This is a genomic window from Winogradskyella sp. 4-2091 (assembly GCF_045765065.1).
GTDB lineage: Bacteria > Bacteroidota > Bacteroidia > Flavobacteriales > Flavobacteriaceae > Winogradskyella.
The window spans coordinates 331,389-357,803 of record NZ_JBJKOD010000001.1 but is presented as its reverse complement, the minus strand read 5'-3'; the positions used below and the strand labels follow the sequence as shown (position 1 = coordinate 357,803).

12 protein-coding genes and 1 tRNA gene are annotated in these 26,415 nt (G+C 32.3%); 1 reads left to right on the top strand and 12 read right to left on the bottom strand.

Annotated features, from left to right (window positions below; genetic code table 11):
* Positions 1-4: 4 nt before the first annotated feature.
* From ACJBCC_RS01550 to ACJBCC_RS01535, 4 genes are all read right to left on the bottom strand, one after another.
* Positions 5-1,540 carry a RagB/SusD family nutrient uptake outer membrane protein gene (locus ACJBCC_RS01550; RefSeq protein ID WP_299099334.1) on the bottom strand — a complete coding sequence of 512 codons (1,536 nt, stop codon included), beginning with the start codon at positions 1,538-1,540 and terminating at the stop codon, positions 5-7.
* Positions 1,541-1,555: 15 nt separating this feature from the next.
* Positions 1,556-4,591 carry a SusC/RagA family TonB-linked outer membrane protein gene (locus ACJBCC_RS01545; RefSeq protein ID WP_407556207.1) on the bottom strand — a complete coding sequence of 1,012 codons (3,036 nt, stop codon included), beginning with the start codon at positions 4,589-4,591 and terminating at the stop codon, positions 1,556-1,558.
* Between the two features lie 253 nt (positions 4,592-4,844).
* On the bottom strand, positions 4,845-7,637 hold the full coding sequence (locus ACJBCC_RS01540; RefSeq protein ID WP_299099330.1) for a LuxR C-terminal-related transcriptional regulator: 2,793 nt from the start codon (positions 7,635-7,637) through the stop codon (positions 4,845-4,847).
* A gap of 138 nt (positions 7,638-7,775) precedes the next feature.
* The gene (locus ACJBCC_RS01535) at positions 7,776-9,218 is read right to left on the bottom strand and encodes a DASS family sodium-coupled anion symporter (RefSeq protein WP_299099328.1); all 1,443 of its coding nucleotides are present in this window, start codon (positions 9,216-9,218) and stop codon (positions 7,776-7,778) included.
* 362 nt (positions 9,219-9,580) lie between these two features.
* Here ACJBCC_RS01535 and ACJBCC_RS01530 point away from each other — a divergent pair, with 362 nt between their 5' ends.
* Positions 9,581-14,368 carry a beta strand repeat-containing protein gene (locus tag ACJBCC_RS01530; RefSeq protein WP_407556206.1) on the top strand — a complete coding sequence of 1,596 codons (4,788 nt, stop codon included), beginning with the start codon at positions 9,581-9,583 and terminating at the stop codon, positions 14,366-14,368.
* A 639-nt stretch (positions 14,369-15,007) separates the two neighbouring features.
* Here ACJBCC_RS01530 and ACJBCC_RS01525 read toward each other — a convergent pair.
* The 8 genes from ACJBCC_RS01525 to ACJBCC_RS01490 form a co-directional block, all read right to left on the bottom strand.
* On the bottom strand, positions 15,008-16,927 hold the full coding sequence (locus ACJBCC_RS01525) for a T9SS type A sorting domain-containing protein (RefSeq protein ID WP_407556205.1): 1,920 nt from the start codon (positions 16,925-16,927) through the stop codon (positions 15,008-15,010).
* A gap of 402 nt (positions 16,928-17,329) precedes the next feature.
* Positions 17,330-17,402, bottom strand: a tRNA-Met gene (locus tag ACJBCC_RS01520).
* Positions 17,403-17,570: 168 nt separating this feature from the next.
* Positions 17,571-18,413, bottom strand: a complete 843-nt coding sequence (locus tag ACJBCC_RS01515; RefSeq protein WP_299099322.1) for a Two component regulator three Y domain protein — start codon at positions 18,411-18,413, stop codon at positions 17,571-17,573.
* Positions 18,414-18,579: 166 nt separating this feature from the next.
* The gene (locus ACJBCC_RS01510) at positions 18,580-18,726 is read right to left on the bottom strand and encodes a CPXCG motif-containing cysteine-rich protein (RefSeq protein WP_407556204.1); all 147 of its coding nucleotides are present in this window, start codon (positions 18,724-18,726) and stop codon (positions 18,580-18,582) included.
* Between the two features lie 12 nt (positions 18,727-18,738).
* On the bottom strand, positions 18,739-20,058 hold the full coding sequence (locus ACJBCC_RS01505; RefSeq protein ID WP_299099318.1) for a TolC family protein: 1,320 nt from the start codon (positions 20,056-20,058) through the stop codon (positions 18,739-18,741).
* Complete coding sequence (locus ACJBCC_RS01500) at positions 20,048-23,245, bottom strand: efflux RND transporter permease subunit (RefSeq protein WP_407556203.1); 3,198 nt, start codon at positions 23,243-23,245, stop codon at positions 20,048-20,050. Before ACJBCC_RS01500 ends, ACJBCC_RS01505 begins: the two co-directional genes overlap by 11 nt.
* Positions 23,245-24,384, bottom strand: a complete 1,140-nt coding sequence (locus tag ACJBCC_RS01495) for an efflux RND transporter periplasmic adaptor subunit (RefSeq protein WP_299099314.1) — start codon at positions 24,382-24,384, stop codon at positions 23,245-23,247. The genes ACJBCC_RS01500 and ACJBCC_RS01495 overlap by 1 nt, the downstream gene beginning before the upstream one ends.
* 69 nt (positions 24,385-24,453) lie before the next feature.
* A complete protein-coding gene (locus tag ACJBCC_RS01490) occupies positions 24,454-26,364 on the bottom strand; it encodes an ABC-F family ATP-binding cassette domain-containing protein (protein ID WP_299099312.1) in 1,911 nt (636 codons plus the stop codon).
* Between the last annotated feature and the right edge of the window lie 51 nt (positions 26,365-26,415).

Genomic DNA, 26,415 nt, shown 5'->3' with positions numbered 1-26,415 from the left:
TTTTTTAATTGTTATTAAGTGGTAACAAATCCAATTGATTCTGCGGATAAGGTAAAAGCTCTTTATCTGCGGTAAAAGTTCTGCCATCGTAGCTTAATTCGTCATATTTATTTAATCGAATCATATCAAAATAACGAACACCCCATTCCATACCAAGTTCAGCAAATTTTTCATCCATAACTTGGTCATTTGTTACACCAGTAAGTGAAGGCATTCCGACTCTTCCTCTTACCATATTAACAGCTTGATCTGCTGTCATCGCAGAACTAGTAGCTCCTTGTGTCAGTGCTTCTGCATGCATTAATAATATTTCTGCATATCTAATTACAATGAAATTCTTACTTGAGCCATAACTATTTCTACCAGGTGTTAATTGGTTTGATGGTAAATAGTGTTTACCACTACCAAACATAGCCCTAGGATAATCGTTAAATATATCGCCATCTAATGTTGTATTAGAAATATAGCTAGGTAAGGTAGCATAATTAGGATCTAACATTAATTCATCCATTCCTCTTGGTGTAAAATTCACACTAGTTACTAACCTTGTTTGATCACCTCTATCAATCATAAACTTGATATACTTTAAACTTGGCTCATAAAAACCCCATCCTCCAGAAGCTGTTGAGACTGCAGGTGTCCAACTAGAAGGTCCAAATGGCGCATATAAGTGATTGTTTGTAGCTCCTGATTCTGTATTGTAATCTGAGAATTGAAGCTCAAAAAGGTTTTCATTACTTCTTTCGCCAGGCTTTTTAAACAACTCGTAAAAATCTGGATATAAATTAAACTTATCTGAACTTATAATTTCGCTAGTTGCATCTGCTACACCTTGGTAATTCTCTAATTCTAAATTTGCTAAAGCTTTAATTGCTAATGCCGTATATTTAGTTACGCCTGCAGAGACATCTTCTCTTTCATTAGGTCTTTGATTTGGCAAAAACGGAATTGCTTCATCCATTAAATCCGATATATATTGCATTACCTCAGCTTTAGTTTTTACTCCATTCTCTAATTCTGATGTAATATCAGATGAGTTAATGATAAAAATATCTCCCCATAATCTTGACATTTGAAAATGTGTAAATCCACTTAACACTTTACACTCTGCCATATATTGGTCTGCTTTATCAACGTAATCTCCTATAGCAAAATCTTTATAATTTTGAATTGTTTCTCGTGAACTAACAATTCTTACTATGTCTCCATAAAAGTTTTCCCATATTTGGTTGTACATCCAAAATCCATTGTCGTATACAAATAGATCTGTATCTGCAAACTGCGGCTGATCTCCTAATCCACCTGCGTTTACATCATCACCTCTCACACCTATTAATAAAGGATCTTCCCATCCTCTAGAATAAACTGCTGAATATGCACCAATAAGTGGAAGAATCATATCTTCTGAAATGGTTAAATCTAAATCATCTGCAGCCAGTTGTCCGTCGTTTTCTTCTAATTTATCTGTACAAGCAAAGAATGCTGTAAAGACCGCCAACATTAAAGCCAGCTGTTTTGTTACTTGTTTTAAATTTTTCATGTTTAGCTTTTTTTATTATATTTTAATGTTAACTCCTAAAGTATAAACCGCTGGTACTGGGTAGGTTTGACGATCTACTCCATTTGCCACTTCAGGATTAAAACCATTATAATCAAAAATTGTAATTGGTCGTTCAGCAGTAAGAGTTACCTTAACATCTGGCGAAAATTTCCCTTTAAAACTGCTTGAGGGAATTCTATAACCTAATTGTATGTTTTGAACTCTGAAATAAGCGCCATCTTCAACAAAGAAGCTACTCATTTTTTGATTCCAAGCCTTTCTGCGACCTTCTGATGATGGGAATGAATTCGTAGTTCCTTCACCATGCCATCTGTTAATTGCGAATTCTGCATCAACATTTGTATCATTAGTAAAGATAACTTCACCTCTTTTTCTATTTAGAATACTATTTCCTGTTTGACCAGAAATAGCAACAGAAAAATCAAAGTTTTTGTAAGCTACATTAATGTTACCACCATAATTAAACGTTGGTAAATATGAACCTAAAACAACTCTATCATCTGCATCAATTTTTCCGTCATTATTTTGATCTTTATAGATAAAATCCCCTGGAACTAATTCGTTGTTATTTTCCGTTAATTCGTACTGTGCTGTAGCACTAGATGCAATTTGCTCATCATTTTGATATACACCAGCTACTTCCCAACCAAAGAAGGCATTGACAGGTTCACCTACAATAAGCCTTTGACGAAATTCTGCACTTCCGGTATCAAAATATCCTTGCTCGCTATTTATCTGAGTAACTTCGTTTTTTAAAGTTGCAATATTTCCACCAATAGAAAAACTCCAATTATCATTTATGGTTTGACTCCAATTAGCAGCTATTTCTAAACCTTGGTTTCTCATTTCGCCAATGTTATCATTTACCACTTCTGCTGTTATAGGCACTTCTCGTGGTAAAACTAGATTTTCCGTATCTCTGATGTAATAATCTAATTCTAAACTTAATTTATTATCAAATAAACGTGAGCTAATACCAAAATTCATTTCTTCCAAGATTTCTCTTCGTAAGTTTTGAAACGTATTTGTCGTTAAAATTCCATTTGTAGGTATATCTCCTATATCGGTTACTACTTGTGATACCGTTCTAGTACCTGTACTTCCACCTAATGATCCGTTAGCTAATTTTCCCCAAGAAGCTCTTAATTTTAAAAAATTAAAAAGGTTGTTCTCTTCAAAGAAATCTTCTTTAGATATTACCCAACCTAGACCTACTGATGGTGTTGTTTCCCATAACTTCTTTGGGAATCTACCATCACCTTCATGTCTAAGTGTAGCATTTAATAAATACTTATCCTTGTAACTATATTCTAACCTACCAAAAAGCGCAAATGAATAAAACCTATCACCTATTTCATTAACTTGATTACTGAAGGTTGTAGGATCTGCAAAATTTAAATACCATGAGCTCTCAAGACCAATTCCTTGAACATCATTACCTGTTGCCGAAAACGTATTGAATTGATCATCGCGATATGAAGTACCGGCAATTACGGTTACATTATGATTGCCAAAACTATCTTTAAACGTCAATGTATTATCCCATAATTGATTAGAAAATTTTAATTCAGCTCGTCTTATAGAAGACGTCTCACGCTGTGAATTTTCTGATATAAAAAATGGTAATCTTACATTTCGCTCAGAAACTGTAGAATAATCATGGCTATAAGCTGTTTTAAACTTTAGTTTATCTGTGATTATATCTACTTCTAAGAACATACTTGCTAAAACTTTTCTGGTTTTAACCTGATTATCATTAAAAGTCATTGCAGGAAACGGATTTTGAGATCCACGATAACCTAATGCTGTTGCATCTGAAAAAGCAATTGGATCTGCTTCAGTATTTACATAATCATAAACTGGTAATATTGGCACCGCAAAATACGCCTGAAACCATGCACCATTTTCAGGATTGTACTGTGTAGCATTACTAAAAATAGCATTTGTACCTACAGTAATACGATCAGAAAGTTTTATCTCTACATTAGATTGAATATTGAAACGTTCGTATTCATTTTTCATATCTAATATTCCATCTTGTGAAAAATAGTTAGCATTAACACCGTAAGTTGTATTTTCCGTTCCACCTGTTACACCAATTCCATGACTAGTAATTGGAGCCACACGCAATACTTCTTTATACCAGTCTGTGTTGACGTCTGGAATATTAGGGTTTACTCTACTTCTTCCATAACGTTGAATGGCATTTTCTACAAACTCAATATCTGCTTGTGATCCTGACTCATAAGCCATAGTAACAAATTGCTCTGCGTTAGCCATTTTGACAACGTTCTGAGCATTTTGAAACCCTGAATAACCTGTGTAAGTAAATACAGGTTTTTGTTCTAATTTACCATTTTTTGTTTCAACGATAATAACACCATTTACACCTCTTTGTCCAAAAATAGCAATAGACGAAGCATCTTTTAAAACAGAGATGGTTTCAATTTGACTTGAATCTAGAAAATCAATGTTGTCATAAAACATACCATCCACAACATATAATGGATTATTACCTGCTAAATAAGAGTTTACACCTCTTACTCTCACATTTGGTGATCCTCCTGGAGAACCACTGCTTGTAATTTGAACACCTGCAACCTTACCTTGTAAAGATTGCATTACGTTACTGTTAGGTGTTTTTTCAATGTCATCAGACTTCACTGTAGTAATTGCACCTGTTAAATCTTCTTTTTTCTGAGTACCATAACCTATTACAACGACTTCATTTAATGAAGCTACGTCATCTTTTAGAATAATTGTTAGCTCTGTTTGGTTCTCAATTACTATTACTTGAGTCTCTAAGCCAATGTAGCTAAACTCAACGCGTTCTCCTGAAGTTACTTTAATAGTAAATTTACCATCAAAATCTGTTGTAGTACCTCTACTTGTTCCTTGTACTAGGACATTTGCTCCTGGCAAAGGCATCCCATCACTTTCGGTTGTTACAATTCCGCTAATCTCAATCTGCTGAGCGAAAGCACAAATTGAAAAAAACAGCATTAACAATAAACTGAATTTTGTTTTCATAGAAATTAATAAATATTAGAGTTGATTATTTAGTTGTTGTATTTGTCTAAATTATAACCTAATGTTAAATACTGTTAACATCTATTTACATTTTAAATACGTCACTCATTTTATTTTTAGTCATTTTAGAGAAATATCCTAGATTGACGTACTCTAAAGCTACTAAAAAAACGTTGTAGATACACGTTATTTAACAGAATGACGTAGTAATGACGTAGTGAATAATTACTTAATTGATAAAATAGAGTGTTGATTATTTAATATTCAATAAATAATCCACTATAGAAGTATCATTTTCTAAATTTAATTTCTTTTTAAGTCTATAACGATGTGTTTCTACACCTCTCACAGAGATGTTTAATAAAGGTGCAATCTCCTTAGAGGATAAATTCATTTTGATGTATGCACAAATTTTTAAATCCTTTGGTGTTAATTTTGGGTTTTGTTGCTTTAACTTCACAAAAAACTCATCGTGCACTTGATTAAAATTGTACTCAAAAACTTCCCATTCGTCTTTTAACACAATAGAATTATCCACGCGTTTTAAAAGTTTTTTATAGGCGTAGTAATTTTGAAAGCCATCTTTATTAATCATTAATTCCTTTTTGATTTCTTGCAAGGACTCATTCTTTTTAACTAAAGCCATAGCATTATTTGCTAATTGTTTACTTTTTAGCTTTATATCATTTTGAAGGGCATCGTTTTTTAATTGCACAATTCGTTTTTCATTCTCCAGTGTTTTCTCCCTCAATAATTTTTGTTGTTCTTTTTGATATTTAATTTTAATAAGTCGCTGTTGCCTTAATACTTTTCTCTTCTGTACATAGAAGAAGCCAATAATTGCAAGTGCAAAAATTAAGATATAGAGTAAAATTCCTAATGCACCTCTATACCAAGGTGGTTTTATTTCGAATTCAAAGCTTTGTATTGGCGAAACATTTCCAAAGTCGTTATTTGCTACGAACTTGATTTTATAATCACCTTCTATTAAATTAGTAAGCTCAATGGTATTGTTATCAACTCTATACCAATTATCTTCATTATTAGACAAGTTATATTCAAAATAATGATTATTAGATTTTGGTGATGTGAGTTCTAATTCTAAATTTTCTCCGTACTCTAATGTGATAGATTCATTATCAGACGGAAGAACTATTGATTTTTTATTTATTGAAATAGATTGAATTTTAGGTTTCACTAATTCGAGATTCTTTTTAAAACTATTCTCCATCATCATGAAACCATTCACCAAATTAAGGCCATAAATGGAATCTTCAATTTTAGAAACATTCTCATAACCGACTACATAACGATTTTTAATTCTTCGGTTGCCAAACGTTATACTATCCGTATTATTATTTAATGTTTTTAAGCTAATAACACCTTCTTTATTTATAAGCGCTATTTGATTGGTATCTTCTTCAGAAATTATATAGCTTTCTTTCCCAAATTTTTCATTAAGCAAATTGTACGGAATAATGGAGTCAATAATTGGCTCATATTTTTGCCAACCATCATTTGTTTTAAAACTTATATTGTTCTTTATATTATAAACCCTTAGATTAAAATCTGAAACTATTCCTTTATTACTATATGATTTAACACTAGAAATTGAATCATAATTTGCATCAAATTTAATTCTATACAACCCTTTGTAAGCATGTGCGACCCAAGCTGTATTAGGATTTTCAAAAACTAGAAAACGAGATGGAATTGTGGTTTTACCTAAATGTTTTACAATCCATTTATCATTGTTTTTTTTAAACTTTACAAGGCCTGTATAAGTTCCTTGAATGTAGGTATGACTACTTTCTGGAACTTTTTTAATTGTCCAACCTCCTGTAAAATCCGAAATTAAGGTTAATTGATCGCCATCTACAATAAATGTTCCTTCATTGTGCCCACAAAATAATTGATCTTCAATAATTTTTAAATCCCAAACTTGACCCTGAGATCCTTCAATAAATTGTAGGCTTTCATTTTCATCTAACCTAAAGAGTCCTGTATTACTTCCTATGTAAATAGATCCTTTATACCGCAATACATCATACACAGCACCAAGTTTTCCTGATTGATCATTATAAAAATAATGCTGACTATCTAAGTCAATTTTTGAAATCCCATTATCTAAACCTAACCATAAGTTATTGGATGCATCTATAAATTGGCCTAAAACCGTATTATTTAACAGCCCATTCTCCTTACTAACATGAGATTTAAATTTCCCTTGAGAATCTGTAATTATCACGCCATCTTTAATGGTCCCAAATACCATTTCTCCATTAGTTAACTGTGCAAATTTATTGAGCTGATGCTGTTTTATTTCTTTATCAATCTCAAAACCAGCCGGCTTTAATTCATTATTATACAAATAATAACTACCTTTTAGTGAAGTCAAGACCAGTAATCCATCTTTAAATTTAGTTAGTGACACTATTTTAGTATCGGCTAATTGTTCATCAAAATAAAAAGGTTTTAATTCATCACTTTCTAAAGAAAAAATACCTTTATTTAAAGTACAAACGTACAGTTTATCATCTACAACATTGCAAGAAATTATAGCAGACATAGGCCTTAATTGAACTACTTTCTTAAAATCATAGATATAAATATTTAGAAAAGACCTAAAGATAATTTTGTCTTTAATTTTTACAATTTGCCAAATTTCTTCATTTGGTGAAATAAGGTCTATAATATCATCACTAAGGGAGTTGTAATTTAAAATCCCAAATTCATCTTTTTTCCAATAGCCAAACTCCTCATAGGATCCTGTAAATATGAGATCGTTATGTGCAAAAACTGAACGTACAGTTGTTTTATTTGGTAATTGATAAAACTTCCAGTTTAAGGCATCATAAACCAAAAGCCCATTATTATTTGCGACATAAACATAGCCATCCTCAGAACGTGTAATATCCCAGTTTTGATTAGCGGCTTTATATTCTGCTAAACTATAATTTTGAATTTGAGGTGAAAACTGAGCATTCGCTTTAAAAAAAAATAAACAAGAGATAAGAAGACTTATATATGTAAAACGTTTAATCATTTTTTTTGCGATGACTCATTTGTATTGAAAACGATTTAAAAGTAATAATTATAAACTAAGAATATATGCTTTGAACAAAAAATGGTAATTGTAAAACGTTTTCTCCAATAGATCAAACCTGTAATTTATTGATTCATATTAATTTAAATTCCAGATTAATGGTAAGATGAAATAAACAAATAATGTGAGGATAACAATTGAAATTAAATTCATCCAAATTCCTTTTCTTACCATATCACTAATTTTTAAATAACCAGAACCAAATACAACCGCGTTTGGTGGTGTTGCAACGGGCAGCATAAAAGCACAAGATGCTGCTACTGTAGCACTAACTAATAAGATATAGGGATGAATATCTAGAATAACTGCTAATGATACTAATACTGGTAATAACATCGCGGTTGTTGCCATATTAGATGTGATTTCCGTGAGAAAATTTACCGATGAAATTAAAACAATTAATACTACAAATACAGAAACACCTATTAAGGTCGTCAATTGATTTCCTATCCAAGCAGCTAAACCAGATGACTCAAAACCACTAGCTAATGCCATACCTCCACCAAAAAGCAGAAGAATTCCCCAAGGCAATTTAACAGCATCTTCCCAATTTACTAATGCTGAGTTTTTCAATTTACTCGGAATTAAAAACAAAACCATAGATGCGATCATTCCAATAATTGTATCATCAATTGCAGGTAACCACTTTACCAATAAGAAAGATCTAGCGATCCAAGCAATAGCAGTAATTGAAAAAATAATTAATACAGCCTTTTCTTCGTAGGTCATTTTTCCTAATGCTGCCAATTGCTTATCTATTTCTTGTTTTCCTCCAGGAAACTCTTTTTGTTTAAATTTAAATGCAATTCGAGTTAAATAAAACCAGCATATAATTAAAAGTATTATGCTGATAGGAAAACCAAAAGCAAACCATTGAGAAAATGTAATTTCGGTATTATATGTATTTTCTACAACACCTGCCAATACTAAATTAGGAGGTGTGCCAATTAATGTTGCCATACCACCAATTGACGCACTGTATGCAATTGCCAACATTAATGCCTTCCCAAAAATTAAATTCTCGTTTTCTTTAGTTTCTGGGTTATCCTGAAGGTGCAAAACTATAGCAATACCTACTGGCAAAATCATTACAGCCGTAGCTGTATTAGAAATCCACATTGACAATAGGGCAGTTGCCACCATAAAACCTAAAATAATTCTACTAATATTAGTACCAACTACTTTGATAATGTTTAGAGCAATTCGTTTATGTAAATTCCATTTCTCTATAGCTATTGCCAAAATAAAACCTCCTACAAATAAAAAAATATACTTATGTCCATAAGAAGCCGTTGTTTCACTTAAAGACAATCCGCCAGACAAAGGAAACAACACAATGGGTAGTAATGCAGTTGCAGGTATAGCTATAGCCTCTGTTATCCACCAGATTGCAATCCAAATCGTTGATGCCAAAACCGCATTTGCTGTAGCATCTAACCCTTCCGGATTAAAAAACAATTTGATGAAAATGAAAGCAATTGGACCTAAGAATAATCCTATTTTTTTCTTTGATAAACTCATTTATAAGAATTATATAAGTACTAAAATATTAAGATAATTTTTCAATAGAGAAATATGTTGTTGAAAACTAAAAATTATAAAAACGACTCTATTTCAATACAATTAGAAAAACAATAGGTACATATTAATTGAATATTCAAAATAAATACTGATATGTAAGGTATTGCTTATTTTTCTAATAAGTAGATTTAACCATCAATTAATAACTTCTAAAAAAAGGCATACAACAAAAAATTATTGTCATTTTTCTTACATATTGAATCAAATTAGAAAGAAATTCCGCCTACAATTTTACATTTTATCGGAAAAACTTGCATTTAATCGGATTTTTATATTTATTTGTACCATCAAATAACAGAAAAATGAAACCTCAATTCTCGACAAGCCTTAAAATTGCCATATTATTTTTTGGCTTTTGCACTTATTCCAATGCTCAGGTAGGTATAGGAACTACAACACCTAATCCTTCTTCAATCTTGGATATAGAATCAAATTCACAAGGTATTCTAATTCCCAGAGTAGAGTTAACTAGCACAAACGATACCACAACCATTACTGGTGGTAATGTTGAAAGTCTATTAATTTACAATACACAACTGATCAGTGATGTTCAGCCTGGATACTACTATTGGGATAATAGTGTATGGGTTCGCGTCGCAGCTGGCTCTAATGCCGATAATCAAAAAGTATCTAACTTTAGTGTTATAGGAGCTAATCTAAGCATTACGCTAGAAAATGGTAATACGGCAACGGTACCTATAAGCGATATAACGACAGGATCAGATACCAATATTGCAAATTCTAATCTAATATTAGATGCCAACAGAACACTTACGACCGGTAATTACGAACTAAATATAGATTCTAATACATTAGTTATTGAAGGTAATGAAAATGAAGTTGGTATTGGTACTAACAATCCAACTGCAAAATTAGATGTTAATGGAGCAGCCAGAATTAGATCTGTAAATAATGGTGCTGACTCTGATAATATATTAACTAGAGACTCAAATGGTAATATCCGCAGAAGAACAGCAGCAGAAATCGTAGCTGCAGGTGGCGGAAGTGATGATAATATATATTCCACAAGTGGCACAATTACAAGTACTCGTAATATAACACAAAACAATTACGATGTAAATTTTGATGCCAACACTTTATTTATTGATGGTAGCTCAGATAACGTAGGTATTGGCACTAGCAATCCTAATATAGATCTAGCCATTGGTGATACTGATACAGGTTTACAACAACAAGGAGATGGAATTTTAGCCATTTACTCAAATAATAATGAAAGAGTAAGAATTAACAATAACGGTTATGTTGGTATTGGAACCACTACTCCCGCTGAACGACTTCATGTTAATGGGAATAGTAGATTAGGAACAAATGTTTCTCGCGATGGAGACTTTAGACTAAACGAAATGGGTACTGGTAACAGAAACTCTAGAATACAATTTCACTCAGATGCGGACGCTTCTAATGATGCCGAAATTATTAGAAATAATGGCGTAGATGGTAGCCTAATTATCGATAACGAAGGGAACGGAATAATGTATCTACGTAATCGTGGATCCGGACAAGTAAGGTTAGGTACAAATAACACGGATGATTTCTTTATCGAAGATGGAGGTAATATTGGTATTGGTATAAGTAATCCAACTGCTAAATTAGATGTTAGTGGTACTGCTAGAATTAGAACCGTTAATAACGGAGAAGACAGTGATTACATCTTAACAAGAGATTCTAGCGGAAATATTCGTCGTAGAACAGCTGCGCAAATTGTGGCTGCTGGTGGTGGAAGCGATGATAATTTTTACAGCAATAATGGTATTATTACTGCAAATCGTTATATCACACAAAATAACTTCGATGTTAATTTCGATTCTAGCACTTTAGTTATTGAAGGTAGTGATAACGAAGTTGGTATTGGTCTTTCAAACCCTACTGCTAAACTAGATATCAATGGAGACCTTAGAATAAGAACCGTTAATAGTGGTGCGGCAACTGATAATATTCTAACTAGAGACTCAAGCGGTAATATTAGAAGAAGAACAGCAGCTGAAATTGTGGCAGCTGGTGGCGGAAGTGATGATAATATATATTCCACAAGTGGCACAATTACAAGTACTCGTAATATAACACAAAACAATTACGATGTAAATTTTGATGCCAACACTTTATTTATTGATGGTAGCTCAGATAACGTAGGTATTGGCACTAGCAATCCTAATATAGATTTAGCCATTGGTGATACTGATACAGGTTTACAACAACAAGGAGATGGAATTTTAGCCATTTACTCAAATAATAATGAAAGAGTAAGAATTAACAATAACGGTTATGTTGGTATTGGAACCACGACTCCCGCTGAACGACTTCATGTTAATGGGAATAGTAGATTAGGAACAAATGTTTCTCGAGATGGAGACTTTAGACTAAACGAAATGGGTACTGGTAACAGAAACTCTAGAATACAATTCCACTCAGATGCGGACGCTTCTAATGATGCCGAAATTATTAGAAATAATGGCGTAGATGGTAGCCTAATTATCGATAACGAAGGGAACGGAATAATGTATCTACGTAATCGTGGATCCGGACAAGTAAGATTAGGTACAAATAACACGGATGATTTCTTTATAGAAGATGGAGGTAATATTGGTATTGGTATAAGTGACCCTACTGCTAAATTAGATGTTAGCGGAACGGCTAGAATTAGAACCGTTAACAATGGAGAAGACAGTGATTATATCTTAACGAGAGATTCTAGCGGAAATATTCGCCGTAGAACAGCTGCGCAAATTGTGGCTGCTGGCGGTGGAAGCGATGATAATTTTTATTCCACAAGTGGCACTATTACTGGTAATCGTAATATTATTCAGAACAACTTCGATGTTAATTTTGATTCTAGCACTTTAGTTATTGATGGTAGTGATAACGAAGTTGGTATTGGTCTTTCAAACCCTACTGCTAAACTAGATATCAACGGAGATCTTAGAATAAGAACCGTTAATAGTGGTGCGGCAACGGATAATATTCTAACTAGAGACTCAAGCGGTAATATTAGAAGAAGAACAGCCGCTGAAATTGTAGCTGCTGGTGGTGGAAGTGATGATAATATTTATTCTACAAGTGGTACTATTACAAGTACTCGTAATATAACACAAAACAATTACGACGTAAATTTTGATGCTAACACTTTATTTATTGATGGTAGCTCAGATAACGTAGGTATTGGTACCAGCAATCCTAATATAGATTTAGCCATTGGTGATACTGATACAGGTTTACAACAACAAGGAGATGGGATTTTGGCCATTTACTCAAATAATAACGAAAGAGTAAGAATTAACAATAACGGTTATGTTGGTATTGGAACCACGACTCCCGCTGAACGACTTCATGTTAATGGGAATAGTAGATTAGGAACAAATGTTTCTCGAGATGGAGACTTTAGACTAAACGAAATGGGTACTGGTAACAGAAACTCTAGAATACAATTCCACTCAGATGCGGACGCTTCTAATGATGCCGAGATTATTAGAAATAATGGCACAGATGGCGATTTCATTATTGACAATGAAGGTAATGGTATTATGTATTTCCGTAATCGTGGATCCGGACAAGTAAGATTAGGTACAAATAACACGGATGATTTCTTTATAGAAGATGGAGGTAATATTGGTATTGGCATAAGTGATCCTACTGCTAAATTAGATGTTAGCGGAACGGCTAGAATTAGAACCGTTAATAACGGAGAAGACAGTGATTATATCTTAACAAGAGATTCTAGCGGAAATATTCGTCGTAGAACAGCTGCGCAAATTGTGGCTGCTGGCGGTGGAAGCGATGATAATTTTTACAGCAATAATGGTATTATTACTGCAAATCGTTATATCACACAGAATAACTTCGATGTTAATTTCGATTCTAGTACTTTAGTTATTGAAGGTAGTGATAACGAAGTTGGTATTGGCCTTTCAAATCCTACTGCTAAACTAGATATCAATGGAGACTTAAGGATAAGAACCGTTAATAGTGGTGATGCAACAGATAATATTCTAACTAGAGACTCAAGCGGTAATATTAGAAGAAGAACAGCCGCTGAAATTGTGGCAGCTGGTGGTGGAATTAATGACAATATTTATAGTACTAATGGAACTTTAACATCTGACCGTACAGTTAACTTAAATACTAACACTCTTCATTTTGCTAGTTCAGCTGATAATGCTTTTCGTGTGGACGGTAATACATTTGCAGTGGACGCGGATACTAATAAAGTAGGAATTGGTATGTCAGATCCTGAGGAAAAACTAAATGTGAATGGTGGCATTATTCAAGTAGGTCGAGCAGCATCAACACATACACAAATTGCAGTAAATAGATTAGAAACCGGCATCAATACAGGATCAGTAGCACTTACAGCTAATGATGGTGGTGGAAACGCAAATATTACATTTAACAACACTTCTAGAATACCAGATGTAGATGGCAATGCAGCACGAATTAGCGTAAATGTTGATAACAATGTAAATGCTGCAATGTCATTTGAAATAGCAGAAGGTGTTACTGCAGGTACAGCAGTAGTCACCAGCACAGGTATGACTTTGACCACAACTGGGCTAGGTATCGGCACAACTGCTCCAACTCAAAAGTTAGATATTAATAATGGATCTGTCCGCGTACGAGAATTAAGTAATTCAGGAAACAGAGTAGTATATGCAGACAGTGAAGGTGTTTTAAACATTCGATCAACCAGGAGTGCTACATTTGCTCGAGGAACTAGTGCAAACTATAATAACTCAGATGAATGGAGAAGAATTTCTAGTTCCTCTGCTTCATTAGATGTTTTAGATGGTGATGTTATATTAGTTAATTGGTCAACAATTGTTAAATTAACGGGAACTAGCACTACTGATACTTTAAACTTTGAAGTCCGTTTAATCGGAAGTGGTGATTGTTCTGATATCAATTTATCTGGAGGAAGTTTTTCCGAAGTCAATCATGACAACACAACTGGTTACGGAGGTACTAGTGGAACAAATAGTAATTGTAGTGGAACCTATACGATATCACTATGGGGAAGAAATATTGGAAGTGACAATTGGGGATATTCAGAATCTAATGTTACGGCTACAGTAAACTAAATCATTATACACCGTATTAAAAAAAAGTCAAGATGAACTTGTAAGTTCATCTTGACTTTTTTTTGTACTAAACATTAATAAGAGGTTTATATAAGTTTTTTTTCAAACCGACAGTTTAAATACATTCTTATTAGTATTCAGAAAAAGCTATAATTAATCTACTCAACCTCAAATACAAGGTTTTATCACTCAAATTAAAGATACTTCTTCTGTCATTATCAATATATTCAAACATAAAACTTAGCTAGATATAAATTTAACTGATTAGAGCGTCTTAAAATTAATGTTTTGGACTTTATTATAAATGAGATGGAAGGTTTGTCTATTAACAGCCCAAACAAAGCTAATTATATAGTCAAAGCTGAGTTTATTTGTTATTATATATAACGGAATAAATACTTAGCGGAATATAATTTATTTTAGAACTTAGGTTATGTAATAATAATTAATCAGCTTATCTATTTAGATAATTAGATAATGAGCAATCAAACATCTAATAATCAGTAATTAAATAGAACAATTTATGTATTGAATTTCCTTTGCTTAAGTCTAAAGTTAATTATGTTATTGAATTTCATTAGCTTATCGAAATCTTTAGAAAAAAATAATTATTCATAAAATAAACAATTAGTGAACCCATTATTTTTGAGTTACAATAAGCTTTTTAGTGAATGATGTATTACCCTCAACTTGAATTTTGGCGATGTAAATCCCATCACTTAAAGGCTTTGAAGAATATTCATAACGCTCTTGTAACGATGAAATTGAATAATTTAAAACTTCTCTCCCATTGACATCGTAGACCTGAAAAGATTTTAAATTAAGGCTATTTGGGTTTAAAAGACTAAATACTGAATTTTCATTGTTTATTAAAACATCCAACTGGTGTTTAATTATTGTATCTGCACTCAATGTGCTAGCATTTACAAATACAATTTGAAACCTATTATTAAAATTACCGGCCTCTATATTTATATCATAGTCTTGCTGCGTTAGATCTATATAAATATCATTTTCTATATCATGTAAATAAATAGGTTGAGATTCTTCAAAATTTTGAATATCGAAAATACTAAACTTTAATTGTTGTTGATTCTCTGACTTCACGGCAACTGGTATCGCCAAATCTGTAGTAAATGCGCTTGCTTGTATCGTAAAAGGCTCAGTGTTTAGTATCCAGAAAGCGTCAGTTGGTGCTTCACTAGGCGATTTAGCCTCTAATCCATAATCAAAGTTAGGCGTAGCACTATCATGAAAATTATGTACTAATTGCCTTGTAAATTGATCATTGAAAGTAACATTTAAACGAAATCTTTTATAGTCACTTGGCACAATATTTAGTCCATATTCATTATATACAACTTCATTTGCTCCTTCTGAAGATGCATTTTTTTGTGTTACAGCACTTCTAAAAAAGACACTACTATTATCAGATATTTTTTCATACACTCTATGTGCATTCTTAACATACACATGTGATCCCAATGGTATACCACTCTCACCTTCTACCATAAAACCCTGACCAATAGGAATAAAACGTTTTGATATTTTAGATCCCATATTACCACTAGGTGACGGAGCTAATGGAACAGAATTTCCATAACCGTCATAGGCAGAAAACATGGCATTAACAAAGCTCTCCATTCCTGTATCAGAAATAGTGTAAGAAGCATAACCTCCAATATAATCAGCAATATTATGAGACCCTTCATCAGATTGTTCCCAGAAATATAAAGCACCTGTTGTAGTAGGTTGAGGCGATGGACCATTATTCAAAGTTGTATTTTGAGGATCGTGAATAAACAACAAAGCGTCAATAGCAGATGGATACGGATTGCCAATTAGTGTAAACTTATTTGGTGTAACCATATTGCTAATTGTACCATTATTCGCCTTTCCTCTAAAGTCATATAATTGATTGTTTGTACCTGCTACGCCTTTCATAGTAAAACCTAAACCAGGTAAAATTGATGACGATTCTCCTACATAATTCCAATCTGCATAATTATTAGACGTACTGTAGGTAAACAACCAACGATTAGATATCGTTAAAACAGGTGATCCAAACCCATCAAAATCAGAGGTAAAAGAAACGTTAGCACTAGATATTAAGCCAGTTGGATCTTCTAAAGTCACATTATTAGTAGCCTCATTAATGAGATTAACGCGCGAAGCCTCGTTCCCTTGCGCTATAGAATTATTACCTACTGGAGAACACCAATAGTTATAGGTATAAGTACTAGAATTACCCGTTTGGTAGACGCTCAACTCTCCTATTCCCGTATTTAAAGAAGTTTCCTCACCTTGTATAAGCTGAGCTTCATCTCTTAGATAAAATTTTGAATCTGATTCACCTAACGTAATTGCATTATTTACAAATACAATTTCGTCATTAACAAATATGTAGTTATTGTTTCTAACACTTAGCTGCGCTTGACTTGACAACAGCATAGCAAATAGCATTACAAATGCTAAGTAATATCTAACCTTATAATTAGATTTAAAATAATTATTTTTAAAAATTGAAGTAGTATTTAAAAAACGATAATAACGTAACATAATAATTGGTATTTATAAAACAGACACTATAACCGAACTTTACAATTTTACACTTTGTCGGATTTATTTGCATTTAAACGAAAATACTATTTTTTTTGATAAGAAGAAATATTTTCTAATCTTTTTAGACAAAATGCAAGTGTTTTTCTTACAATATCAGATAATAAGAACAAATTAATCGATAAACAACACTAAAATATAGTCTATTTACTACAAAAATATAGATTAAGAAACTGAAGTATAGCACGTTAACTAATAGTTTTTTTGAAATCGATATAAAGTTTAATGATGAGAAAGAAAGATAAAATTCTCTTATAGTGAATTACCATGAAAGGTATTACTTAAAGGAATAAAAAAACGGTTTAGCGCAAACTAAACCGTTTTTCAATAATTTAAACTTAGTAGCGGGAACTGGACTCGAACCAGTGACCTTCGGGTTATGAGCCCGACGAGCTACCTACTGCTCTATCCCGCGATTTAATTATAAAATGATTTTCTTAGCTTTTAACTTTCGGTTCATAATGCCGACTATATCATTTTAGGACTGCAAAGATAATACTTTTTTTAATATACAAAAGACTTAATACAAAAAAACGCTTAATAAAAATTAGCGCTATAGTTATTCTCATTATATGATTATAATTTAGTCCTCATCATCTTCATTATCTAAGGTTGCAATAGCTCCTTTTAAATTTATTTCATCTAAATCAAAATCTACAATATTAGGTAGTAATTCTTTTAACACAGCATAATTTCCTTTGAATTGATTATTGCTTAACAATAATGTTTTCAAACCTGTTAATTCTACTAAAACTCCAGGCAAATTTCCATAAAAAGCATTGTTAGATAACACTAACTCTTCTAATTCTGTTAGTTGACCTATTGAAGATGGAATTGTGCCAAATAAATTATTATCAAATACACTCAAAACTTTTAATGATTGTAATTTTGATAAACTGGCTGGTAGTGTTCCCATTAATAAGTTACTACTTAGCATTAAATTTTCTAGATTAGTTAAGTCACCTATTGAATTAGGTATTGCGCCATAAAAATCATTATTATATAATTCTAAAGATTTCAAGTTTGATAAATTGCCAATGTCTCCTGGTATAGAACCATTAAACTTATTAGAAAACAGCTTCAATTCTTCTAAAGTAATTATAGAAGTTAATGATTTAGGTAATTTACCTTCTAATTTATTAAAAGCTAAATTTAGGACCTTAAGGTATTCTAGATCTGAAATTGATTCCGGTAAGGTACCTTCCATGTCATTGAAACTCATATTAATTTCGACAACATTATCATCTTTTAACGTTATTCCGTACCATGAGGAAACTGGCTCTTCTAAATCCCATGAATTTTTCCAAGCTTCGCCGTTAGTTGCATTATATAAATCTACAAGTGCTGCTTTTTGAATTTGAGAAACTTCAGCAAAGGAAAATGCTGATACTAAACAGAATAGAATTGTTATTTTTAGTGTCTTCATAACTAGTAGATTTTTGTGGAGGGACACAATAACGCAACGAATATACATAATTACACTATAAACGACAACATTTTTCGATGAACTACATAGTAAAAACTAAAAATGTTTATAATCAGACTATTATAGTCAATCATTGTTCTATATTGTCCGCATAAAAACTTACAACTTACTGATTCTCAATAACGATTGATAATTGAATTGGATTGCAACAAACCTCGCAATCTTCTATGTATTTTTGACGGCTTTGAGACCTATCAATAAGCATTGAAATTTGCTCCCAGCAATAAGGACATTGAAAAAAATACTCGTCCATAACCCGATTTATTTAAAACTTAATATTCAACAATTCGCCACTGATTTGAAGCACTTCTAACTCTGATAGTTTAGCAGAAAACTTTGCCTGATTTCTACTTAATTCTGCATTAAGTAAATTAACCTGTGCTTGCCTAAACTCAATTGAATTTACCTGACCAATTTTGAACTTTTCCTCGGTACGATCAAAATTATTCTGAGCCGTAATGATATTCTTTTCCTGTATATTATAAATCTCTAATTTGTTCTGATAATTATCCCAAGCGTTATTAAAGTCTCTTTCAATGGTTAATAAAATACGCTCCTTTTGAAGTTTTTGAGCTTCTAAATCTAATTTTGCATTTCTTATTGTTGTTACAGTCGAACCTCCATCGAATATATCCCAACTAAGACTCAAACCTGTAGAAAGACCTGTGTTCGTAGAAACTGCCAATAAAGCTACAGCGTTGTTGTTATTTTTATTCCAACCGTATGAGCCGTACAAATCAATAGTGGGCAAATAATTTGATTTTCCCGAATTGATATCCAATTTACTAATGGCTATATTTTTATCAGTTTGCAATAATGATATATTACGAGATTTTGCCTTTTCGAATAAACTATCTTTTTGCAATTCTAGTAAAAAAGCAACTTCTGTTTCAACATTAAAATCTGTAGAAAATGATTCTCCCAAAACAAGTTTTAAATCGCGTTTAGCAACTTTTATATCTTGCTTTGTATTAATTATATTGATACTGTCTGTATTTATATCTACTTCAGCATTTAAAACTTCTAGTTTCGTATTTTGGCCATATTCAAATTGATATTCTGCTCTAAGCAGCCTATCTTTTGTGTTATTTAAAGTTTCTTCTAAGGCATTTAAATTATCCGTAAGTTGTGCTACATTATAATAAACAGAAAACAATTGCAATATTGTGTTTTCAATAGTTTCTCTTGCTTGTAACTCGGACAACTGATATTGTTCCTTCAATCGTTTATAATTATAACGTCTACCCAATCCGTCAAAAATGGTGTAATTAACAGTTATACTGGCATTATAATTAGAACTCTCAGCACCATTTAAAACCGCATCATCTCTTCCGTCTGAAAATTCCGCTTCTGTATTATCTACATAATAATTAGCACCTGCACTTGCCGAAACCGTTGGTAAAAAATCTGAATTAAGAATACTTTTATTATTATCAGCAACAGAAACTGCGTTTTTAGCAATTTTAACACCGTAATTATTTTCTAAAGCACTAGATACCGCCTCTTCTTTTGTTAATATTTCTTGTGCATTTATACTCAAATGACACAAAATAAAAAGTATTATAATTTTAACATTAGTGGTCATTAGCTTCATTTTGTTCAATAATTGCTCGTTCTACTTCTTCTTTTGTAACATCCTTACCTGTCACTAACCATTTTCCGTTCTTTTTTATACTATTACTAAAAGACAAGAATAGTGGCAAAACTAATAACGTTAGTATAGTGGCATATGCAATACCAAAAGAAATTGAAATTGCCATTGGTTTTAAAAACTGAGCTTGTCTACTTTTCTCTAATAATAGAGGTGCTAAACCAGCTATTGTTGTTACTGAAGTTAAGAATATCGCTCTAAAACGTGATTTTCCAGCTTCGGACAGTGCCATTTCAAAGGCCATTCCTTCCTTTAAATTACTATTAAACTTACCTATTAAAACAAGTCCATCATTTACCATAATACCAATTAAGGCAATAATCCCTAAGAGCGATAATACATTAACTTGAAAGCCTAACAACCAATGTCCCCAAGCAACAGCCGTTAAACTTAGAGGTATTAGTAAAATAAGTAAAAATGGCTGTGAATAACTTCTAAAAGTAAAAGCTATGGTAATATAGATTAATAATAATATTATTGGACCAGCAACTCCTAAAGAACCAGTTAATTTATCTTTTTCTCTATTCTGCCCTTCATAAGATGCATTAATAGAAGGATATTTAGACCGTAATTGAGGTATAAAAGATGTTTTAATATCATCTATAATATCTGTATTACTAGTACTTGGGTCTTTTAAATCTGCATAGACTTGAATTTCTCGCTTACCTTCTAAGTGATTAATTGCAACATCACCTCTGGCAATACTATAATCTGCAATATCTTTTAGAGTAACACGCTCACCAGAAGGGGTTACAATGCGCATAGCATCTAAATCGTTTATAGAACTTCTATTTTCTAAATCGTAACGAACCCAAACTTTAATTTCGTCTTGTCCTCTTTGAAAACGTTGGGCTTGCGCACCAAAAAAACCAGCACGTACTTGAGACATTACACTACTCAGATCTAAGCCCAACAAATAAGCACTCTCTTTAAGTTCTAATCTGATTTCTTTAATACCTGCAGGATCGTTATCACCGATATCTTTAAGTAACGGATTAGATTCTAAATACTTTTTAAGCTCTAATTTTGAAGCTTTTAACTCTTCTATATTATTACTTAGCAAGGACACAGAGACAGGGCTACCTCCAAAATTACCACCAGAACCATAGATTAATCGTTCGGTTCCTATTACTGGCCCAACCAATTCCTCTAGTCGATTAGTAACTAAATCTGCCTTGATCTCATCTGGCCTTTCTTCTCCTGGCAATAAGTTTATTCTTAATCTTGCGCTAGAGCTACTACTGATATCTATTATTGTATTTTCAAACAATTGTTTGCCAGATCCTTTTAAGTATTTCTCAGTAAGTTCTTCATTTACAATAAATGATTTTTCTTCAATTAAGGAAATAATAGAATCTGTAATTTTTACGTTGGTTCCTGCAGGCATTACCAATTCTATATTGGCAGCATCACTAGCTACTCTAGGAAATATGGTAACACCAATGACTCCACCTCCAAGCGAACCAAATGTTAATATCAATAAAGCAATAAACACTCCCAAAGAGAAAATTTTATAACGTAAAACTCTATCTAGTAATGGTGTATAAACTTTATCTCTTAAAAAAGCCATAAAGCGATCTCCACCAGTATTAATGCCCCTCATAAATGAGAAAAATCGTTTTATTTTAGATGGGTTTTCATCTACTTTCTGTGTTCTTAATGCTTTAGAATGTGCCAAATGTGCAGGCAATATCACTAAAGCTTCAATTAATGAGACTACTAAGGTTAAAATCACTATAACAGCGACTTCACTAAAAAATTCACCAATTCTACTATCTAAAAAGAAGAATAGAGAAAAAGCTAATAATGTGGTTATAATTGCAGAAACCACTGGTGGAATTACCTCCAATGTACCGTCGATGGCTGCTTGGATAGGTTTTTTTCCTTTTTCATAATGCTGATAGATATTCTCTGCTATTACAATACCATCATCAACTAAAATCCCAATTACAATAATCATTCCGAATAATGATAATACATTAATGGTTACATCGAACTGCGCTGCAAAAATAAACATCCCTAAAAACGATATAGGTAAACCAAAAGCAACCCATAATGCCAAACGTGTATTTAAGAAAATTGATAAAAACAGTAATACCAACAGCATACCTACAATGGCATTTTCCGTTAATAAATCTGTTCTTTGATTTAATGTTATGGACCTATCATTAACTACTTCTAATTTTACATTATTATATTTTTGATTATACTGTTCAATATAGGCTTTAATTTTATCTGCGGAAGAAATCAAATCTTCATTATTAGTACTTGTAACAGTAATATTAACCGCTAAATTTTGATTAAAATAAGTAGCATTGGGCGTTTCAGAAAATCGGTCTCTTACTACAGCAACATCTTTTAATCGAATGACTTTTCCGTCTGAATAGGCTCTAACAATAATATTTAAGAGTTCCTTACCATAGTATTGTCTGTTGTTTGCTCTAATTAAGTATTCTTCAGCAACGGTTTTTACATTTCCACCTGTAACTAAAATATTTGCATTACTTACTGCAACGGCAACATCATTGAAGGTTAAATTATAGGCTAGCAAATCGAGTTCGTTAACTGCAATTTCTATTTCTTCTTCTGGAAAGCCAGAAAGTTCAATTTGAGAAATACCATCTAGAGCTCTCAAATCCGTTTCTACCTGCCTAGCTAACTCCTTTAGCGTTGCCAACGGAATATCTTTACCATTAATAGCAAATGAAATTGTTTCTCTTACGGCTTCTTGTTTAGATACTACTAATGGTTCCATACCTGTTGGAAAAGAAGGTACGCGATCTACTGCATTCTTTACTTCCAGCAGCATAAAATCTAAGCTCTCTCCTTTTTCTATTTCAACGGTTATAGTTCCACCATTTTCACTTGAAGTAGATGTTACTCTATCAACGCCTTTTAATCCTTTAAGGTTATCTTCAATTTGAAGTACAATTCCTTCCTCTATCTCTTGTGGAGAGGCTCCTGGATAAGCTATGGCAACCGTAATGATTTTAGACTCAGTTAGCGGAAAATAGGATGACTTTAAGGATACTGCTCCAATTACACCAAAAATTATAAATGCTATTATTAAAACATTTACTGCAACATGATATCTTATGAAATATTCAATTATTTTTCTCATTATTGAATCGTATCATTTGTTGAAACATTAGTTTTTACACCTTTTACATGCATACCTGCGTAAGCGCCAGGAACTGGCTTTTTTAAAATTATAGTTCCGTTTGGCACTTCTTTTAAAACTACTGTTTCATCAGAAAAATGAGCTGGCTTCACGGTAATAACATCTAACAAACTATCGTTAACAACATATATTTCTTGACTGTCCAATAAAAGGTTTCTATCAATCTCAATGGCGTTTTCAATTTTCTCAGCATTTAAATTAGCTTCAAGGTACATGCCTTCTTTTAAATCTTCGTGTTTTACCTCAATGTATACAGTTATAGTTTGGGTTGTCGCATCAATACTTCCATTAACACGAGATACAATACCTTGGTAAGCTTTGGTCTTATCTAAACTAGTTAAACTAACACTTTCGCCTTCTTTTAAGATATCTGCATAAGATTTACTTATAGCCACTTCCATTTCATATACAGAAGGGTTTATAAACTCTCCTAATTTTTGACCGCTTCTAATTAAAGTTCCTTCTGTAACCAATGCTTCTGTTAAAATACCGGTAAATGGCGCTGCAATTCTATATTTAGTTAATCGCTGTTCTAAGTTTTTAACATTGTAGTATGCACTAACAATACCACGACCTGTAATAAAATAGTTTTCTTTTTCACCTGAAATCTCTGGAAGTTTTGGAGTTGTTTTATTTAAATCGAAACCATTTAAATATGCTTGCCATTTAGGATACACTTCTGTAAAGTCTAAACGTAAATCTGGCATTATTGCAGCTACACTATTATACAATTCACTTTTTGCAGATTGCACACTAGCATAATATTCTGATGCATCTAAACGTATAAGGGTTTCTCCTTTAGTAAATTTTTGTCCTGGTTTGAATAGTTTTGAACCTGCTTTAAAAATCCCTTGTACCTCTGAGTATAATTCTACACGTTGTTTACTGCTTAAATTTCCATTGGCAGAAATTACAACAGGAACAATTCCATTTTTAACCGTATCTACGATTACGGTTTTAACAACCTTGGGTACAACGGGTTTAGGCTTGTGCTTATTATCAATTAAATAGTTTGCATAAATAAAGGCACCTACAAGAAATGCAATGCCTAGCACAGATAAAATAATTTTTCTTAACATAATGAGATGGTCGGTAAGCTGCAAATTTACCTATATACTTGAGCCACTACGTTAAAAAAAACTTAATTGTTAACCTGAAATCTCATCAAGTTGAAATTGGATTGTTTCCCAATCTTCCATTAACTGCTCTAATGATTTTTTCTTTTTCTGATAAGCATCAAAAAACTTTGGATCTGAAGCTGTTTTATCATAATCAGTTGCCAATTTTACATCATCAGTTTTAATATCTTTTTCTAGTTGATTAATTTTAGATTCAATATTACTCAACTTGTTATTTAAAGATTTCAATTTCTTTTGGTCTTCGTAATTCTGTTTATTGCTTTCTTTAGGTGTATTAGCAATAACTGTTCTTTTTTCTGCTTCCCGTAGGTTCTCGAGATTACGTTTTTCTAAATAAAAATCAATATCACCTAAATACTCTTTTATGTTTTGGTCTTTAAACTCGTAAACCGTATCTGTTAAGCCTTGTAGAAAATCTCTATCGTGAGATACTAAAATTAAAGTGCCTTCAAATTTTATTAATGCTTCCTTTAATACATTTTTAGATTTTATATCTAGGTGGTTGGTTGGCTCATCCATTATTAAAACATTGAGCGGTTGTAATAACAACTTAGCCAATGCTAATCTGTTTCGCTCACCTCCAGACAATACTCTAACATATTTCTCGGCTTCTTCACCTCTAAATAGAAACGATCCTAAAATATCTCTAACCTTACTTCTATTGGTTTCATTAGCAGCATCAATCATTGTGTCTAGAACAGTTTTATTACCATCTAAATACTCAGCTTGGTTTTGTGCGAAGTAACCAATTTGCACATTATGACCTAGGTTTAACTTACCTTCATGTTCTAATTCACCAACTATAATTTTTGCTAAAGTTGACTTTCCTTGACCGTTCTGACCAACAAAGGCCGTTTTTATATCTCTTGGCACGGACAAATTTACATTATGCAACACTTGTAAATCGCCGTATTTTTTAGAAACATTTTCAATTTCTACAACTACTTTTCCGGGTGTTACTGAGACCGGAAAATTAAGGGTCATAACGCTGTTATCATCCTCATCCACCTCAATTCTATCAATCTTATCTAATTTTTTAATTAGCGATTGTGCCATCGTTGCTTTTGAAGCTTTGGCTCTAAATTTTTCAATTAACTTTTCGGTTTGTTGTATTTGTTTCTCTTGATTCTTTTGTGCCGCCAATTGCTGAATTTTCATTTCTTTACGTAAAGCTAAAAACTGAGTATATGGTTTAGCGTAATCGTAAATTCTACCTAATGAAATTTCAATAGTTCTGTTGGTAACATTATCTAAAAACATTTTATCGTGAGATACAATCACTACTGCACCACTGTAACCTTTTAAAAAGTTTTCTAACCAAATTATAGATTCAATATCTAAGTGATTCGTTGGCTCATCTAAAAGTAACAAATCATTATTTTGAAGTAAAAGCTTTGCTAATTCTATACGCATTCGCCATCCACCAGAAAACGTATCTGTTAATTTATCAAAATCTTCACGCTTAAAACCTAAACCTTGAAGAATTTTTTCTGTTTCACCTTGATAATTATAACCACCTAAAATCTCGTACTGATGTTGTACGTCATTTAAATCAATCATAAGTTGGTTATACGATTCGCTTTCGTAATCTGTACGCTCAGCTAGCTGTGTATTAATCTCTTCTAATTGTGCTTCGCACTTCTTGATTTCTTTAAAAGCTTGATACGATTCCTCTAAAACGGTTTTTCCTAAATCAAAATCAATATCTTGTTTTAAAAACCCAATTTTCATATCCTTATCTGCAGCAATCTGACCAGAATCGGCTTCTTGTTCTTTAGATAAAATTCTAAGCATAGTAGATTTACCAGCTCCATTTTTACCTATTAAACCTATTCGATCTCCAAGACCCAGTTTAAATGTAATTTCTTCAAAAAGGTATTCTCCTTGAAATGATATAGAAAGATTATGGATATTTAACATAAGAATTTAGAATATGACAATGCACTTAATTAAGTTACAATTGTTACAATA

Bases quoted from the DNA above. Each gene is read 5' to 3' on its own strand.
- ACJBCC_RS01510 (WP_407556204.1), bottom strand. From the start codon at position 18,726: ATGGACGAGTATTTTTTTCAATGTCCTTATTGCTGGGAGCAAATTTCA.
- ACJBCC_RS01530 (WP_407556206.1), top strand. From the start codon at position 9,581: ATGAAACCTCAATTCTCGACAAGCCTTAAAATTGCCATATTATTTTTT.
- ACJBCC_RS01535 (WP_299099328.1), bottom strand. From the start codon at position 9,218: ATGAGTTTATCAAAGAAAAAAATAGGATTATTCTTAGGTCCAATTGCT.
- ACJBCC_RS01545 (WP_407556207.1), bottom strand. From the start codon at position 4,591: ATGAAAACAAAATTCAGTTTATTGTTAATGCTGTTTTTTTCAATTTGT.
- ACJBCC_RS01490 (WP_299099312.1), bottom strand. From the start codon at position 26,364: ATGTTAAATATCCATAATCTTTCTATATCATTTCAAGGAGAATACCTT.
- ACJBCC_RS01500 (WP_407556203.1), bottom strand. From the start codon at position 23,245: ATGAGAAAAATAATTGAATATTTCATAAGATATCATGTTGCAGTAAAT.
- ACJBCC_RS01540 (WP_299099330.1), bottom strand. From the start codon at position 7,637: ATGATTAAACGTTTTACATATATAAGTCTTCTTATCTCTTGTTTATTT.
- ACJBCC_RS01495 (WP_299099314.1), bottom strand. From the start codon at position 24,384: ATGTTAAGAAAAATTATTTTATCTGTGCTAGGCATTGCATTTCTTGTA.
- ACJBCC_RS01515 (WP_299099322.1), bottom strand. From the start codon at position 18,413: ATGAAGACACTAAAAATAACAATTCTATTCTGTTTAGTATCAGCATTT.
- ACJBCC_RS01550 (WP_299099334.1), bottom strand. From the start codon at position 1,540: ATGAAAAATTTAAAACAAGTAACAAAACAGCTGGCTTTAATGTTGGCG.
- ACJBCC_RS01525 (WP_407556205.1), bottom strand. From the start codon at position 16,927: ATGTTACGTTATTATCGTTTTTTAAATACTACTTCAATTTTTAAAAAT.
- ACJBCC_RS01505 (WP_299099318.1), bottom strand. From the start codon at position 20,058: ATGACCACTAATGTTAAAATTATAATACTTTTTATTTTGTGTCATTTG.